The sequence below is a fragment of the Citrobacter sp. FDAARGOS_156 genome (assembly GCF_001559235.2).
Taxonomy (GTDB): Bacteria; Pseudomonadota; Gammaproteobacteria; order Enterobacterales; family Enterobacteriaceae; genus Citrobacter; species Citrobacter youngae.
This window is the reverse complement of the sequence record NZ_CP014030.2, coordinates 3,023,080-3,039,210: the sequence shown is the minus strand read 5'-3', so window position 1 is coordinate 3,039,210 and position 16,131 is coordinate 3,023,080. Positions and strand designations below refer to the sequence as shown.

General features: G+C 52.7%; 15 protein-coding genes. 10 read left to right on the top strand and 5 right to left on the bottom strand.

Annotation, left to right across the window (positions count from 1 at the left end):
* The first annotated feature begins 14 nt into the window (after nt 1-14).
* From cheR to bglB, 8 genes are all read left to right on the top strand, one after another.
* Nucleotides 15-881: a protein-glutamate O-methyltransferase CheR gene (cheR, locus tag AL515_RS14895; protein WP_048211354.1), complete on the top strand. Its 867-nt coding sequence runs from the start codon at nt 15-17 to the stop codon at nt 879-881.
* Entirely contained in the window at nt 878-1,927 is a 1,050-nt protein-coding gene (locus tag AL515_RS14890) for a protein-glutamate methylesterase/protein-glutamine glutaminase (RefSeq protein WP_005127683.1), read from the top strand. The genes cheR and AL515_RS14890 overlap by 4 nt, the downstream gene beginning before the upstream one ends.
* Before the next feature lie 17 nt (nt 1,928-1,944).
* Nucleotides 1,945-2,334, top strand: a complete 390-nt coding sequence (gene cheY / locus AL515_RS14885; RefSeq protein ID WP_005127682.1) for a chemotaxis response regulator CheY — start codon at nt 1,945-1,947, stop codon at nt 2,332-2,334.
* Between the two features lie 10 nt (nt 2,335-2,344).
* Nucleotides 2,345-2,989 (top strand): protein phosphatase CheZ, encoded by a 645-nt coding sequence (cheZ, locus tag AL515_RS14880; RefSeq protein ID WP_040232409.1) that lies wholly within the window; start codon nt 2,345-2,347, stop codon nt 2,987-2,989.
* 168 nt (nt 2,990-3,157) lie between these two features.
* Nucleotides 3,158-4,309 carry a flagellar biosynthesis protein FlhB gene (gene flhB / locus AL515_RS14875; RefSeq protein WP_061068085.1) on the top strand — a complete coding sequence of 384 codons (1,152 nt, stop codon included), beginning with the start codon at nt 3,158-3,160 and terminating at the stop codon, nt 4,307-4,309.
* Nucleotides 4,302-6,380, top strand: a complete 2,079-nt coding sequence (flhA, locus tag AL515_RS14870) for a flagellar biosynthesis protein FlhA (RefSeq protein ID WP_048211356.1) — start codon at nt 4,302-4,304, stop codon at nt 6,378-6,380. Before flhB ends, flhA begins: the two co-directional genes overlap by 8 nt.
* Nucleotides 6,380-6,772 carry a flagellar protein FlhE gene (gene flhE, locus AL515_RS14865; RefSeq protein WP_048211357.1) on the top strand — a complete coding sequence of 131 codons (393 nt, stop codon included), beginning with the start codon at nt 6,380-6,382 and terminating at the stop codon, nt 6,770-6,772. Before flhA ends, flhE begins: the two co-directional genes overlap by 1 nt.
* 329 nt (nt 6,773-7,101) lie before the next feature.
* Complete coding sequence (gene bglB, locus AL515_RS14860) at nt 7,102-8,241, top strand: beta-galactosidase BglB (protein WP_061068084.1); 1,140 nt, start codon at nt 7,102-7,104, stop codon at nt 8,239-8,241.
* Here bglB and mrdA read toward each other — a convergent pair.
* Together mrdA and argS are read right to left on the bottom strand one after the other, a co-directional pair.
* A complete protein-coding gene (gene mrdA, locus AL515_RS14855) occupies nt 8,213-10,150 on the bottom strand; it encodes a penicillin-binding protein 2 (RefSeq protein ID WP_061068083.1) in 1,938 nt (645 codons plus the stop codon). The two genes, bglB and mrdA, sit on opposite strands and share 29 nt — an antisense overlap.
* A gap of 287 nt (nt 10,151-10,437) precedes the next feature.
* The gene (argS, locus tag AL515_RS14850) at nt 10,438-12,171 is read right to left on the bottom strand and encodes an arginine--tRNA ligase (RefSeq protein WP_061068082.1); all 1,734 of its coding nucleotides are present in this window, start codon (nt 12,169-12,171) and stop codon (nt 10,438-10,440) included.
* A gap of 238 nt (nt 12,172-12,409) precedes the next feature.
* Here argS and AL515_RS14845 point away from each other — a divergent pair, with 238 nt between their 5' ends.
* Together AL515_RS14845 and cutC are read left to right on the top strand one after the other, a co-directional pair.
* Nucleotides 12,410-12,976, top strand: coding sequence for a VOC family protein (locus tag AL515_RS14845; RefSeq protein ID WP_048211361.1), 567 nt, complete (start codon nt 12,410-12,412; stop codon nt 12,974-12,976).
* A gap of 2 nt (nt 12,977-12,978) precedes the next feature.
* A complete protein-coding gene (gene cutC / locus AL515_RS14840) occupies nt 12,979-13,725 on the top strand; it encodes a copper homeostasis protein CutC (RefSeq protein WP_048211362.1) in 747 nt (248 codons plus the stop codon).
* A gap of 220 nt (nt 13,726-13,945) precedes the next feature.
* Here the strand turns inward: cutC and cmoB are convergent, their stop codons facing one another.
* Genes cmoB through AL515_RS14825 form a run of 3 tightly spaced genes read right to left on the bottom strand, consistent with a single transcriptional unit; the run spans nt 13,946 to nt 16,090 of the window.
* On the bottom strand, nt 13,946-14,914 hold the full coding sequence (gene cmoB, locus AL515_RS14835) for a tRNA 5-methoxyuridine(34)/uridine 5-oxyacetic acid(34) synthase CmoB (protein WP_048211363.1): 969 nt from the start codon (nt 14,912-14,914) through the stop codon (nt 13,946-13,948).
* A complete protein-coding gene (cmoA, locus tag AL515_RS14830) occupies nt 14,911-15,654 on the bottom strand; it encodes a carboxy-S-adenosyl-L-methionine synthase CmoA (RefSeq protein WP_048211364.1) in 744 nt (247 codons plus the stop codon). Before cmoA ends, cmoB begins: the two co-directional genes overlap by 4 nt.
* A gap of 40 nt (nt 15,655-15,694) precedes the next feature.
* Nucleotides 15,695-16,090, bottom strand: coding sequence for an MAPEG family protein (locus AL515_RS14825; protein ID WP_003034689.1), 396 nt, complete (start codon nt 16,088-16,090; stop codon nt 15,695-15,697).
* Between the last annotated feature and the right edge of the window lie 41 nt (nt 16,091-16,131).

The following is a 16,131-nucleotide window of genomic DNA, read 5'->3' as shown; positions in this document are numbered from 1 at the left end:
ATTGAGAAGGCGCTATGACATCATCTCTGCCCTCCGGGCAAACGTCATTATTGTTACAGATGACACAGCGCCTCGCGCTGTCTGACGCGCATTTTCGTCGGATATGTCAATTAATCTACCAGCGCGCGGGGATCGTGCTGGCCGACCATAAGCGGGACATGGTCTATAACCGCCTGGTTCGCCGGTTGCGTACCCTGGGACTGGATGATTTTGGTCGCTATCTCAGTATGCTGGAAGCCAACCAGAACAGTGCTGAGTGGCAGGCTTTTATTAACTCCCTGACCACCAATCTGACCGCTTTTTTTCGCGAAGGGCATCACTTTCCGGTGCTGTCTGACCACGCCCGTCGACACAGCGGTGAATATCGCGTCTGGAGCGCGGCAGCGTCTACCGGAGAAGAACCTTACAGTATTGCGATTACGCTGGCCGATACCCTGGGTATGGCGCCGGGTCGCTGGCGTGTTTTTGCGAGCGACATTGATACTGAGGTGTTGGAAAAGGCAAGAAGCGGTATTTACCGTCTTGACGAGCTAAAGACGTTGTCGCCACAACAGTTGCAGCGTTATTTCATGCGCGGTACCGGGCCTCATGAAGGGCTGGTGCGCGTACGGCAGGAACTGGCAAGCCATGTTGAGTTTTCCAGCGTGAATTTACTGGACAAAAAATACAACGTGCCAGGCCCGTTCGACGCCATATTCTGTCGTAACGTCATGATCTATTTTGACAAAACGACTCAGCAGGACATTTTGCACCGTTTTGTTCCACTCCTTAAACCTGACGGACTGCTGTTTGCAGGTCATTCAGAAAACTTTAGCAACCTCGTGCGCGAGTTTAGCCTGCGCGGGCAGACGGTGTATGCGCTAGGTAAGGATAAAGCATGAGTAAAATCAGGGTATTGTCGGTTGATGATTCTGCATTGATGCGTCAAATCATGACCGAGATTATTAACAGCCACAGCGATATGGAGATGGTTGCGACGGCGCCTGATCCTTTGGTTGCGCGGGATCTCATCAAAAAATTTAATCCCGACGTTCTGACGCTGGATGTTGAAATGCCGCGCATGGATGGCCTCGATTTTCTTGAAAAGTTGATGCGTCTGCGTCCGATGCCCGTGGTGATGGTCTCTTCACTGACTGGCAAAGGGTCTGAGGTCACGCTGCGGGCCCTGGAGTTGGGGGCAATTGACTTTGTCACCAAACCTCAGTTGGGGATCCGCGAAGGAATGCTGGCGTATAGCGAGATGATTGCGGAGAAAATCCGCACTGCATCGCGCGCAAAACTGGCCGCCCACAAACCCACGGCAGCGCCAGCGACCTTGAAAGCAGGACCGTTACTCAGTTCGGAAAAACTGCTGGTTATCGGCGCATCAACCGGAGGAACAGAGGCAATTCGTCATGTACTCCAGCCATTGCCGCTTTCAAGTCCCGGTATCCTTATTACCCAGCATATGCCGCCAGGATTTACCCGTTCGTTCGCCGAACGTCTGAACAAACTGTGTCAGATAACCGTGAAAGAGGCTGAAGACGGAGAACGTGTGCTTCCTGGGCATGCGTATATCGCGCCTGGCGACAAGCATATGGAACTGGCGCGTAGCGGGGCGAACTACCAGATCAAAATTCATGATGGCCCGCCAGTTAACCGGCATCGGCCTTCAGTGGATGTGCTGTTCCATTCGGTGGCGAAACATGCGGGGCGTAATGCCGTCGGGGTGATCCTGACAGGTATGGGCAACGATGGGGCCGCCGGAATGTTAGCAATGAACCAGGCTGGCGCCTGGACTATTGCGCAAAACGAAGCAAGTTGTGTGGTGTTCGGCATGCCGCGCGAGGCCATCAATATGGGTGGCGTAAGCGAAGTGGTCGATCTTAGCCAGGTAAGCCAGCAAATGCTGGCGAAAATCAGTGCCGGACAGGCAATACGTATTTGAATCAGGAGTTTATTTTTATGGCGGATAAAGAGCTTAGGTTTTTGGTTGTGGATGACTTTTCCACCATGCGTCGCATTGTGCGTAACCTGCTGAAAGAACTGGGTTTTAACAACGTTGAAGAAGCTGAAGATGGCGTAGACGCGTTGAACAAACTGCAGGCAGGGGGATTCGGATTTGTGATTTCCGACTGGAACATGCCTAACATGGACGGTCTTGAACTGCTGAAAACCATTCGTGCTGACGGCAGTATGTCTGCCCTGCCGGTGCTGATGGTGACGGCAGAAGCGAAGAAAGAAAACATTATTGCGGCAGCACAAGCGGGTGCCAGTGGTTATGTTGTAAAACCGTTCACCGCGGCGACGCTGGAAGAAAAACTCAATAAGATCTTTGAGAAACTGGGCATGTGAGGATGTGATGATGATGCAACCACAAATTAAACCTGTTGACGAACACTCGGCAGGGGACATCATTGCGCGCATCGGTAGTTTGACCCGAATGCTGCGCGACAGCCTACGTGAACTGGGGCTGGATCAGGCCATTGCCGAAGCGGCGGAAGCCATTCCTGACGCGCGCGATCGCCTGGACTACGTTGTACAAATGACTGCACAGGCGGCAGAGCGTGCGCTGAACAGCGTAGAAGCTTCACAGCCGCACCAGGATGCCATGGAAAAAGGGGCAAAAGACCTGACCAAACGCTGGGATGAATGGTTCGAAAATCCGATTGAACTGTCCGATGCCCGTGAACTGGTCACTGATACCCGCCAGTTCCTTGGTGATGTCCCCGGTCATACCAGCTTTACCAATGCCCAATTGCTGGACATCATGATGGCGCAGGATTTCCAGGATCTCACCGGTCAGGTTATCAAGCGCATGATGGATGTTATCCAGGAGATTGAGCGTCAACTGCTGATGGTGCTGCTGGAAAACATTCCGGAACAGGGCGCTCGTCCAAAACGCGAGAACGAAAGCTTGCTGAACGGTCCGCAGGTTGACACTTCTAAAGCCGGCGTAGTGGCAAGCCAGGATCAGGTCGACGACCTGCTGGATAGCCTCGGTTTCTGATGTGTATTTGCCGGATGCGGAAGGAAACTTCTCATCCGGCTTACATGTTATTCATCGGCAATTGGCGTTAAAGCCATAAATCCCGTCTTTTTTACCGCTTACTCTTCCCATTGTTGCATGGCTGTTCTGGCATCATTCACGCCTATATCTCTATCCAGGGTCTGATGCGTGGCAGAAGAAAGCGACGACGACAAAACAGAAGCCCCCACACCCCACCGACTTGAAAAAGCACGGGAAGAAGGGCAGATACCCCGATCCAAGGAGCTAACCTCACTGCTTATTTTGCTGGTGGGCGTGTGCATCATCTGGATTGGTGGGGAGTCGCTCGCCCGCAGACTGGCCGGTATGCTGTCGGCCGGATTACGTTTTGACCACAGTATGGTCAACGACCCAAACCTGATCCTGAGTCAAATCATTTTGTTGATTAAAGACGCCATGATTGCGTTGTTGCCGCTGATTACCGGGGTTGTGCTGGTGGCATTGATCTCCCCGGTGATGCTTGGCGGCTTGATCTTCAGTGGTAAATCGCTGCAACCCAAATTCTCAAAGCTGAATCCGTTACCAGGTATTAAGCGTATGTTCTCGGCGCAAACCGGGGCGGAGCTGCTCAAAGCCATATTAAAATCCACGTTGGTGGGTAGCGTAGCGGGCTTCTATCTCTGGCACAACTGGCCGGAGATGATGCGCCTGATGGCAGAATCCCCGATTACGGCGATGGGTAATGCGCTGGATTTAGTCGGTATGTGCGCATTACTGGTGGTGCTTGGCGTCATCCCGATGGTGGGGTTTGACGTCTTTTTCCAGATTTATAGCCACGTGAAAAAACTGCGGATGTCGCGTCAGGATATCCGTGACGAATTTAAAGAAAGCGAAGGTGACCCGCACGTTAAGGGCAAAATTCGCCAGATGCAGCGTGCGGCCGCACAGCGCCGCATGATGGCGGATGTGCCGAAGGCGGATGTTATTGTGACCAACCCTACGCACTATTCGGTTGCCTTGCAGTACGACGAAAACAAAATGAGCGCGCCAAAAGTTGTGGCTAAAGGGGCCGGGCTGGTGGCATTGCGTATTCGAGAGATTGGCGCGGAGCACCGTGTCCCAACGTTAGAAGCTCCGCCGCTGGCGCGTGCGTTATATCGCCATGCTGAGATCGGTCAGCAAATACCTGGCCAATTGTATGCCGCCGTTGCCGAAGTGTTGGCATGGGTATGGCAGCTAAAACGCTGGCGTCTGGCTGGCGGCACACCGCCACCACAACCTGGAAACCTTCCGGTGCCTGAAGCACTGGATTTTATGAACGAGAAGAATACTGATGGCTAATCTGGTCGCGATGCTGCGTCTGCCCGGCAACCTGAAATCCACGCAATGGCAAATTCTTGCCGGGCCGATCCTCATTCTGCTGATCCTGTCGATGATGGTGTTGCCGCTTCCGGCCTTCATCCTCGATTTACTGTTCACCTTTAACATTGCGCTGTCGATCATGGTGCTGTTGGTGGCGATGTTCACTCAGCGCACGCTTGAATTCGCCGCATTCCCAACGATTCTGCTGTTCACCACTTTGTTGCGCCTGGCACTGAACGTCGCGTCAACGCGTATCATTTTGATGGAAGGACATACCGGTGCCGCGGCGGCAGGTAAGGTGGTGGAAGCCTTTGGTCACTTCCTGGTCGGCGGTAACTTTGCCATCGGTATCGTGGTCTTCGTCATTCTCGTCATCATTAACTTTATGGTTATCACCAAAGGTGCGGGACGTATCGCGGAAGTGGGTGCGCGCTTCGTGCTGGATGGGATGCCGGGTAAACAGATGGCGATTGACGCCGATCTGAATGCGGGATTGATTGGTGAAGATGAAGCCAAAAAACGCCGTTCTGAAGTGACACAGGAAGCCGATTTTTACGGCTCCATGGACGGTGCGAGTAAATTTGTTCGTGGGGATGCCATCGCCGGTATTCTGATCATGGTCATCAACGTGGTGGGAGGTTTGCTGGTTGGGGTGTTGCAGCACGGTATGAGCATGGGCAGTGCGGCAGAAAGCTATACCCTGCTGACCATCGGTGACGGGCTGGTAGCCCAGATCCCTGCGTTGGTTATCTCAACGGCGGCGGGGGTTATCGTAACCCGCGTGAGTACCGATCAGGACGTGGGTGAGCAGATGGTCACCCAGTTGTTCAGCAACCCAAGCGTTATGCTGCTTAGTGCGGCGGTCCTCGGTTTACTGGGGCTGGTACCGGGAATGCCAAACCTGGTGTTTCTGATGTTTACCGCGGCATTGCTGGGGCTGGCCTGGTGGATGCGCGGACGCGAGCAAAAAGCGCCAGAAGAAGCTCAGCCGGTGAAAATGCCGGAAAACAACTCGGTGGTGGAAGCTACGTGGAGTGATGTTCAGTTGGAAGACACGCTGGGAATGGAGGTTGGGTATCGCCTGATTCCGATGGTGGACTTCCAACAGGACGGCGAATTGCTGGGGCGTATTCGCAGCATTCGTAAGAAATTTGCCCAGGATATGGGGTTCCTGCCGCCAGTGGTACACATTCGCGACAATATGGATCTGCAACCTGCCCGCTATCGTATTCTGATGAAAGGGGTCGAGATTGGTAGTGGTGATGCTTACCCTGGGCGCTGGCTGGCTATCAACCCAGGTACCGCGGCCGGATCGCTGCCAGGGGAGAAAACAGTTGATCCTGCTTTTGGTCTGGATGCTATCTGGATTGAAAGCGCGCTAAAAGAGCAGGCGCAAATTCAGGGCTTCACCGTTGTCGAAGCCAGTACGGTCGTTGCCACACATCTGAACCATCTGATTGGTCAGTTTGCCGCAGAGCTTTTTGGTCGCCAGGAGGCGCAACAGTTATTGGATCGAGTTTCACAAGAAATGCCAAAACTGACAGAAGATCTGGTGCCGGGTGTGGTCACACTGACCACACTGCACAAAGTGCTGCAGAACCTGTTGGATGAAAAAGTCCCTATTCGTGATATGCGCACCATTCTTGAAACGTTGGCGGAACATGCCCCGTTACAGAATGATCCGCATGAACTTACCGCAGTGGTGCGTGTGGCGCTTGGACGGGCGATTACTCAACAGTGGTTCCCGGGTAACGAGGAAGTTCAGGTTATCGGACTTGATACACCGCTTGAGCGTCTGTTGTTGCAGGCGTTACAGGGCGGTGGGGGCCTTGAACCTGGTCTGGCAGACCGGTTGCTGGCACAGACGCAGGAAGCACTGTCGCGTCAGGAAATGTTGGGTGCGCCGCCAGTATTGCTGGTGAATCATGCGCTGCGACCTCTCCTTGCGCGTTTTTTACGCCGCAGTATTCCGCAGTTGGTGGTGTTGTCGAATATGGAGCTTTCCGATAACCGCCATATCCGTATGACCGCGACCATTGGAGGTAAATAATGCGTACATTTCTTTGGCTGTTGCTTTTTCCACTGGCGGCACAGGCCGCCGGGGAAGGGACATGGCAGGCAAGCGGTATGGGGATTACCTTAAATTATCGTGGGGAGTCGGCTTCATCTTCGCCTTTGGTTCCCAGCCAGCCCGTTTCCGGTCTGATGACGCTGGTCGCCTGGCGCTATGAATTAAATGGTCCTACGCCTGCGGGGTTACGTGTGCGCTTATGCTCTCAATCCCGTTGTGTCGAACTGGATGGACAAAGCGGTACCACCAATGGCTTTAATAATGTCCCTGCAATTGAACCAATGCACTTCGTCTGGGAAGTGCCTGGTGGCGGTCGCCTGCTCCCTGCCTTGCAGGTTCAGAGCAATCAGGTGATTGTGAACTACCGTTAATTCCCTTCTTTACGTCGGCCAGCAGGCGAAACTGCTGGCCACCTCGCAGTTCTGATCAACCATCCCGATTAAAAAGAAACGCTGTTTTATAAAATCAGTGACCTGTGTTATCGGACTCTTTGTGCTATTGCCATTTCGCAAAAACCCCTGGCAGAAACAAAAAGGTTTCCCCTGCGGTTAGCTTTTACTGTGGCCCGGTAATGATACCCAATGTTTACGAAGCACTTTAGGGTAACAACACACAGGGTTATCCGAATCGTAATAAACCTGCCGCGCCGAAACTGGAACAGGGTGCAGCATTGAATTCGACACTGACAGAGGTTAAGGAAATGATTGTTTACCCGGTTAAACACAGTCCATTGTTGCGTCAACCAGAACATTTTATTGCCAGGGATGAATTAAAAACGCTCATTAAAAAGGTGACGCATAACCTGGTCAATATTCATGATGAAACGGGCGAGTTCTTGCTGCGGCTGGATGACGGACGTGTTATTGATACCAAAGGCTGGGCCGGATGGGAGTGGACGCACGGCGTTGGCCTATACGGAATGTATCAGTATTATCAGCAAACTGGCGATGCAACGATGCGCGATATCATCGACGGCTGGTTTGCCGAACGCTTTGCGGAAGGCGCAACAACCAAAAACGTTAACACCATGGCCCCGTTTTTAACGCTGGCATATCGCTATGAAGAAACGCGTAATCCGGCGTACCTGCCGTGGCTCGACAGCTGGGCGGAGTGGGCAATGCATGATATGCCCCGCACCGAGTTTGGCGGTATGCAACACATCACGCTGGCAGAAGAAAATCATCAACAGATGTGGGATGACACGCTGATGATGACGGTGCTGCCGCTGGCGAAAATTGGCAAGTTGCTCAATCGTCCAGCGTATATCGAAGAGGCCACATATCAGTTTCTGCTGCATGTACAAAATCTGATGGATAAGAAAACGGGGCTGTGGTTCCACGGCTGGAGCTATGTGGGGCGGCATAACTTCGCAAACGCCCGTTGGGCGCGTGGTAATAGTTGGCTTACGATGGTGATCCCGGACTTCCTTGAGCTTATCGATTTGCCGGCAAACAGTGCCGTTCACCGTTATCTGGTGCAGGTTCTCAATGCGCAAATTGCAGCTCTGGCGGAATGTCAGGATGAGAGCGGGTTGTGGCACACCTTACTGGACGATCCTCAGTCATATCTGGAAGCCTCCGCAACGGCTGGATTCGCTTACGGTATTCTCAAAGCGGTGCGTAAACGCTATGTCGGGCAGGAATATGCGGGGGTGGCGGAGAAAGCTATCAGAGGTATTGTGCAACACATTTCCCCTGAAGGGGAGTTGCTACAAACCTCGTTTGGCACCGGCATGGGGCACGATCTCGATTTCTACCACAACATCCCACTCACCTCTATGCCTTACGGGCAGGCAATGGCAATGCTGTGCCTTACCGAATACTTGCGTAAGTACTATTAATCGTGTCGTTCGCTGACGCCGTGCTGACCGGGCCTGGTTGTTCTGCGGCATCGGGTTGCCCGCTGTTGTCCTGCGGCGCAAACAGATGGTCCATGATTTGACGCATGACCGGCGCGGCGGTAACCCCGTCGCTGCCGCCGTTTTCCAGAATCAATGCGATGGCGACTTTTGGATTCTTATACGGCGCAAATGCGGTATAGAACACATGGTCACGCAGTCGTATGGGGATCATCTTCGCATTGTAAGTCTGGTTTTCTTTCAGACTAAAGACCTGTGATGTCCCACTTTTGGCTGCGATGCCATAAGGTGCCGTATGGAAAAATTTATACCCGGTACCGTTTGGTGCATTCGCCATGCCGAACATCGCCTGACGCACCAGTCCCCAATAGGGTGATGAAGCAGAAGCAATTTGTGTGGGTGCCTCCGGTGCCTGATAGTGGGTGATTGATTTGTCGCTTTCTTCATCCTGTAGCAGGTGAGGGGCAATAACTTTCCCGTTGTTAATCAGTGCGACCATCGCTTTTACCATCTGAATTGGCGTGGCAATCCAGTAGCCCTGGCCGATGCCGACCGAAATGGTGTCTCCCTGGTACCAGGCTTTTTTATGCACCCGTTGTTTCCAGTCACGGCTTGGCAGCAGGCCGTTGTACTCTTCATCAAGATCGATGCCGGTCGGTTTGCCGTAGCCAAACTGGCTAAGCATGCTGTTAATGCGGTCAATTCCCATCATATACGCCACCTGATAAAAGAACGTGTCGGCAGACTCTTCAATCGCTTTGGTGACATCCAGCATACCGTGGCCGGTTTTCTTCCAGTCCCGGTAATGTCGCTCGGTGCCGGGGAGCGTCCAGGTGGGCGCGCCGAAGAAGCTGGTCTGCGGCGTGATCACGCCGTCCAGTAACGCTGACATCGCCATGTACGGTTTTACCGTTGAGGCAGGAGGATATAACCCCTGGGTGACGCGGTTAATTAATGGCAGGTCTTTATCCTGCAACAGCGTGTTGTAATCCTGGTAGCTGATGCCTTTGACAAACGGGTTCGGATCGTAGCTGGGGTTTGAGACCATCGCCAGCACGGAGCCATCATGGGGATCTTCCACCAACACCGCGGCGCGTTGGCCCACCAGCAGGCTTTCAATGTATTCCTGCAAGTGTAAATCCAGCGTCAGATGGATATCTTTGCCGGCGACAGGGGGAACGTCTTTAATCAAACGTACAATACGCCCGTGATTATCAACTTCCACTTCCTGATAACCCGTTTTGCCGTGCAGATCATTCTCGTAGTAGTGCTCAATGCCCTGTTTACCGATGTTGTGATCGGCGGCGTAGTTCTCTGCCAGTCCTTTTTTATCCAGTGCTTTCAGATCGCTATCGTTGATTTTTGATACGTAGCCAAGTACATGTGCCAGTGCCGCCCCATAAGGATACTGGCGATCTTCGTAGCTATTGATGGTCACGCCGCTGAAATGGAACTGGTTCACAGAAAAACGGGCAATTTCTACATCGGTCAGCGCATTTTTAAGTACTACCGGCCGATAGCGGCTACTGGCCTTCAGTTCATGGCGAAACTGGTCAATATCATCTGGCGTGAGGTCAACAATCGGCGTGAGTTGTTTCAGCAGGGCGTCCATATCGCTGATTTTATAAGGCGTAACAGAAATGTCGTACCAGGTGACATTTCGTACCAGCGGGATACCGTTGCGATCATAAATGATACCGCGCGTTGGGGCGACGGGCAGCATTTTGATGTCGTTTGCATCCGATCGGGTGGTGTAATACTGGTGTTGACGGATTTGTAAGTTGTAGAGGTTATAAATCAGGATGCCAAAACAGATGACGACCAGGCCAAAGGCCACCATTACACGCCGCTGGAAAAGTTTTTCTTCCGCCTCAAAATCTCTGAATGTCATTGACCCGTACCCGATTAATTCGCCGCCTAATGATACGGAGGAGTAAACGGGATGACAGGCAAAAAATGTTCCATCCCTCTACGGAAATGTGTCATTCCTTGTGAGTTGTTACAAATTACAGCGAACGTAGTCGTTTCTCGTAGGCCGGATAAGGCGTTTACGCCGCCATCCGGCAAGGTGCGCCTGACCGCCTGATGGCGCTTCGCTTATCAGGCCTACGAGGGAGGTCATTCGGGAAAATAAAAAAGCCCGCGACATAGCGCAGGCTTTCACATCACTCGAGGTGATTACATGCGTTCTACGGTTTCGATACCCAGCGTATCCAGACCCAGCTTCAGGGTTTTCGCCGTCAGCTGTGCCAGTTTCAGGCGGCTGTTACGAATTTCTTCGTTTTCTGCGCTGAGGATCGGGCAGTGTTCGTAGAAGCCAGAGAACAGGCCGGCAACGTCGTACAGATAAGCGCACATCACGTGCGGTGTACCTTCACGTGCAACAACGGTCAGCGTTTCTTCAAACTGCAGCAGGCGGGCGGCCAACTGAGCTTCGCGATCTTCGTTAATAATCACCTGCGCGCTGGCCAGCGCGCTTTCGTCAATATCCGCTTTACGGAATACGGACAGTACGCGGGTGTAAGCATACTGCATGTACGGCGCGGTATTGCCTTCGAACGCCAGCATGTTGTCCCAGTCGAAGATATAGTCGGTGGTACGGTTTTTGGACAGATCCGCATATTTCACCGCGCCGATACCAACGGCATTCGCCAGTTTTTCCAGCTCATCAGCAGGCATGTCCGGGTTCTTTTCCGCAACCAGACGACGTGCGCGCTCCAGCGCTTCATCCAGCAGATCGGCCAGTTTTACCGTGCCGCCCGCACGCGTTTTGAACGGCTTACCGTCTTTACCCAGCATCATGCCGAACATATGGTGTTCCAGCGGTACGGAGTCCGGCACATAACCGGCTTTACGCACGATGGTCCAGGCCTGCATTAAGTGCTGATGCTGACGGGAGTCGATGTAATAGAGGACGCGGTCGGCATGCAGCGTTTCGTAACGATACTTGGCGCAGGCGATGTCGGTTGTAGTGTAGAGATAGCCGCCATCTTTCTTCTGAATGATAACGCCCATCGGTTCGCCTTCCTTGTTCTTATACTCATCAAGGAATACGACGGTAGCGCCTTCGCTTTCAACAGCCAGACCTTTGGCTTTGAGATCGGCCACAATGCCCGGCAGCATCGGGTTGTACAGGCTTTCGCCCATCACGTCGTCACGGGTCAGAGTCACGTTCAGACGGTCATAGGTTAACTGGTTCTGCGACATAGTGATGTCGACGAGCTTGCGCCACATCTCGCGGAAATATTCGTCGCCGCCCTGCAGCTTCACAACATAGCTACGGGCGCGCTCGGCGAAGGCTTCATCTTCGTCGTAATGTTTTTTCGCATCACGGTAGAAACCTTCCAGATCGGCCAGCGCCATCTCACCGGCATTTTCCTGCTGCTGTTTTTCCAGCCATGCGATGAGCATACCGAACTGAGTGCCCCAGTCGCCGACGTGGTTAGCGCGGATAACATTGTGACCAAGGAACTCCAGCGTACGTACCGCAGCGTCGCCGATGATGGTGGAGCGCAGGTGACCCACGTGCATTTCTTTCGCGACGTTAGGTGCGGAGTAGTCAACCACAACGGTTTGTTTAGCCGGTTGGGTAACGCCCAGACGATCGGAGGCCAGCGCCTGCTGAACATGCTGCGCCAGAAATGCCGGATCGAGAAAAATGTTAATAAAGCCCGGGCCCGCAATTTCAACTTTGCTGGCGATCCCGTTGAGATCCAGATGAGTCAGCACCTGCTCAGCCAGTTGTCGCGGCGCCATACCCAGTTTTTTCGCGACAGCCATCATGCCGTTAGCCTGATAGTCGCCGAACTGTACTTTTGCTGACTGACGAACCTGCGGTTCGCAATCTGCAGGCGCGCCTGCAGCAATCATGGCCTGACTGACTTTTTCTGAGAGAAGAGCCTGAATATTCACCGGAATACCTTACATTTATGAAGCGGCTTAAAATTGACCGCACCAGTTTAAGAATTAAGGGCGGGAGTATACTGCAAATGCCCGTTGCCGTCAGCATTGCGAGTAGCGCCAGCAGCCTGAAATATAAACATTGTTATTACGTATAATTATTCATATCGCGCTTAAGAAAATCAGCAGTTGGTTGGGGCTGCGCAACAGGGTAAATTAGCCGCTTTGAACATGGATATGAGCTTTCATTATGGCGAACTGGCAAACAGTTGCAGAACTGCATGATATTTCCGCAGATTTACCGCATTTCATTCAGGCGTTAACGGATCTTTCCACTCGCCTTGGGCTGGATGTCTCATCGCTTGAAGCCGATCACATTTCTCTGCGCTGTCATCAAAATACCACCGCAGAGCGTTGGCGTCGGGGATTTGAACAGTGTGGCGAACTGTTGTCAGAAAATATCATTAATGGCCGACCGATTTGCCTGTTCAAGCTTGATGAACCCGTTTGTGTGCAACACTGGCAATTTACCATCGTAGAGCTGCCATGGCCGGGCGAAAAACGCTATCCGCATGAAGGCTGGGAGCATGTTGAAATAGTTCTGCCGGGTGACGTGGAGACGTTGAATGCGCGAGCGCTGGCGCTGCTTTCTGATGAAGGATTGAGTCAGCCGGGGATTTTCGTGAAAACCAGCTCGCCAAAAGGAGAGCGTGAGCGTTTACCGAATCCGACACTGGCGGTCAGTGATGGCAGCGTCACCCTCAAATTTCATCCGTGGTCAATTGAAGCGATTGTCGCAAGCGAGCAACAGGAGTAAATATGACATTGCTGGAAATTTGCTGTTACAGCATGGAGTGCGCGCGCACGGCGCAGCAAAACGGCGCGGATCGTATTGAACTGTGCTCGGCGCCCAAAGAAGGAGGCTTAACGCCGTCGCTGGGGGTGTTGCGCTCTGTACGCCAGCATGTCTCTATTCCCGTTAATCCCATTATCCGTCCGCGTGGGGGCGATTTTTGTTACACCGACGGTGAATTTGCCGCGATGCTTGATGATATCGCGATGGTCAGAGATTTAGGTTTTTCAGGGCTGGTGACCGGCATTCTCGATGTGGACGGGAATGTCGATATGCCACGTATGGAAAAAATAATGGTTGCTGCGGGCCCGCTAAATGTCACGTTTCATCGGGCCTTCGATATGTGCGCCAACCCATTAAATGCGCTGAATAAATTGTCCGATTTAGGTGTCGCCAGAGTACTAACTTCCGGGCAAAAATCAGATGCAGCGCAAGGTTTAACAAAAATAATGGAACTTATTGAGCAGGTGGATGCTCCAATCATTATGGCCGGAGCGGGGGTTCGCGCCGCGAATTTATCCCTGTTCCTCAACGCTGGAGTGCAGGAAGTCCACAGTTCTGCCGGAGTATGGCTGGCTTCACCCATGCGGTATCGCAATTCGGGGTTGTCGATGTCTTCGGATACGCAGGCGGATGAATATTCCCGCTATGCGGTTGACGGGGCGGCGGTTGCTGAAATGAAGGCAATCATTGCGCACCACCAGGCCAGCTGATTTTTACCGTTGCATCATGTCGCCCAATATGATGCTTGCTCGTACCAGGCCCCTGCCAATTCAACAGGGGCCTTTTTTTCTCCTTCATATTTCAAGCCGCAGCAGCGTTGGCCGCCTTGCTCACCCCGGTCACGTAGTTATCTACGCTCCCGGGGATTTGCTGCGTTACCGCCTTGCTGCAACTTGAACTATTTTGGAGAAACGGTGCTCCGGCAATCCATTACGGTTTACGTGCAATCAATACCGCGCGCAGTGGGGCGGGGTAGCCTTCCACCGTCTTGCTGTGGTCGTTCGGGTCAAGGAAGTCGGCCAGCGATTCGGTTATCATCCATTCGGTGCGACGTTGTTCTTCGGTAGTGGTCACACACACGTCGGCGATACGAACATCGACAAATCCGCATTTTTCCAGCCAGTTTTTAAGCGCCAGTGCGGATGGAATAAAGTAGACGTTACGCATTTGCGCGTAGCGATCGCCTGGTACCAGAACGGTATTTTCATCACCTTCGACCACCAGCGTTTCCAGCACCAGCTCTCCGTCTTTTACCAGTTGATCTTTCAACTGCCAGAGATGTTCCAGCGGTGAGCGGCGGTGATAAAGCACGCCCATAGAGAATACGGTATCAAAGGCGTTGAGCGCCGGAAGCTGCTCAATACCCAGCGGCAGCAGATGCGCGCGCTGATCGTTACCCAGCAGTTTACGTACCGCTTCAAACTGACACAGGAACAGCTGCGTAGGATCAATGCCAACCGCCAGATGCGCCCCCGCGCCAATCATGCGCCACATGTGGTATCCGCTGCCGCAGCCAACATCAAGAATGGTACGTCCGGTGAGGTCAGACAAATGCGGCAGAACGCGATCCCACTTCCAGTCGGAACGCCATTCGGTATCAATATTGACGCCGTACAGCGAATATGGACCTTTGCGCCACGGCATGAGATGACGCATCAGCGTATCAATCCGTTTGATCTGTCCTTCGCTGAGCGGCTCCTCGCTTTCGGCAGTCACGCTATGCAGTAAATCCAGACGATGTGGCGTCAGTTCCGGCAGAAACTCCACGGCATTCGACCACTGCTTAAACAAGCCGTGTTGATCGCGCTGCCAGGTCGCGATTTGCGCTGGCAGCGTTTCCAGCCAATGGGAAAGATGATTTTTGGCAATCAGCTGATAAAAGTTACCAAAGTCGATCATGCGCTAGCCTCAGCTTTCAATGCCACCAGAGAACCAAAGTTGAAGCACTGGAACCATAATTCGCTGTGCTCAAAACCTGCCTGGTGCAGACGCGCTTTGTGCGTTTCAACAGAGTCAGTTAGCATCACATTTTCCAGCATGCTGCGCTTCTGGCTGATTTCCAGTTCGCTGTAGCCATTGGCGCGTTTGAAGTCGTGGTGCATATTGAACAGCAGCTCGCCAACTTTGGTATCTTCGAAGCTGAACTTCTCTGACAGCACCAACGCGCCGCCGGGGTTTAACCCCTGATAAATCTTATCCAACAATGCCTGGCGCTCGGGTGGTTCAAGGAATTGCAGGGTAAAATTCAGCACCACCATCGAGGCGTTTTCGATAGTTATGTTGCGAATATCGCCTTCGACCACGTCAACAGGCGTGGGGGCTTTATAGGCATCGATATGACGACGACAGCGCTCAACCATGGCCGGGGAGTTATCGACGGCAATAATTTTGCAATTCTCATGATGGATATTGCGACGTACCGAGAGCGTCGCCGCGCCCAGAGAACAGCCCAGATCGTAGACCTGCGTGTTGGGTTGCACGAAACGTTCGGCCAGCATGCCAATCATCGAAATGATATTGGAATAACCAGGAACGGAACGCTGGATCATATCCGGGAAGACTTCAGCTACCCGTTCATCAAAGGTCCAGTCACCCAGACTGGCGATAGGCGCAGAAAAAAGCGTGTCGCGGTGAGACATAACGTAAAAATCCGGGAAAAATAAAGTGGCGTATTGTGCGCTAATGCAGGGAGAAAACCAACTCCCAGGGCATATACCAAAGATTCGCCAGCACCATTAGCAACAGTGAACACCAGGTGGCGCTCATGCCGGAACGGCGCCAGCGGAAAAGACGGTGGTGGAATCCGTAATAATGCATCAGTCGCCCGGCAATCAACATCAGCCCGCAAAGATGCACCATCCACGTTTCTGCGCCGTTCATTTCCATAAATAACAGCAGCACTAATGCAACGGGAATATATTCCACCGCATTACCGTGAATGCGGATAGCGCTTTGCAGCTCGCTAAAGCCGCCATCACCATAGGCAACGCGATATTGCATGCGCAGGCGAACGACGTCAAAGGAGAACTTTATTAACAATAACGCACCCAGGACGGCATAAAGCGCGCTTACCATACAAACTCCCTTTTAAAATGGCTGCTGGCATTGACTATGAT

Coding starts and splice junctions, on each gene's coding strand:
- AL515_RS14845 (WP_048211361.1), top strand. CDS start 12,410: ATGGCGAACTGGCAAACAGTTGCAGAACTGCATGATATTTCCGCAGAT.
- cheY (WP_005127682.1), top strand. CDS start 1,945: ATGGCGGATAAAGAGCTTAGGTTTTTGGTTGTGGATGACTTTTCCACC.
- cheZ (WP_040232409.1), top strand. CDS start 2,345: ATGATGCAACCACAAATTAAACCTGTTGACGAACACTCGGCAGGGGAC.
- flhE (WP_048211357.1), top strand. CDS start 6,380: ATGCGTACATTTCTTTGGCTGTTGCTTTTTCCACTGGCGGCACAGGCC.
- bglB (WP_061068084.1), top strand. CDS start 7,102: ATGATTGTTTACCCGGTTAAACACAGTCCATTGTTGCGTCAACCAGAA.
- cmoB (WP_048211363.1), bottom strand. CDS start 14,914: ATGATCGACTTTGGTAACTTTTATCAGCTGATTGCCAAAAATCATCTT.
- cutC (WP_048211362.1), top strand. CDS start 12,979: ATGACATTGCTGGAAATTTGCTGTTACAGCATGGAGTGCGCGCGCACG.
- cmoA (WP_048211364.1), bottom strand. CDS start 15,654: ATGTCTCACCGCGACACGCTTTTTTCTGCGCCTATCGCCAGTCTGGGT.
- AL515_RS14825 (WP_003034689.1), bottom strand. CDS start 16,090: ATGGTAAGCGCGCTTTATGCCGTCCTGGGTGCGTTATTGTTAATAAAG.
- mrdA (WP_061068083.1), bottom strand. CDS start 10,150: ATGACATTCAGAGATTTTGAGGCGGAAGAAAAACTTTTCCAGCGGCGT.
- AL515_RS14890 (WP_005127683.1), top strand. CDS start 878: ATGAGTAAAATCAGGGTATTGTCGGTTGATGATTCTGCATTGATGCGT.
- cheR (WP_048211354.1), top strand. CDS start 15: ATGACATCATCTCTGCCCTCCGGGCAAACGTCATTATTGTTACAGATG.
- flhA (WP_048211356.1), top strand. CDS start 4,302: ATGGCTAATCTGGTCGCGATGCTGCGTCTGCCCGGCAACCTGAAATCC.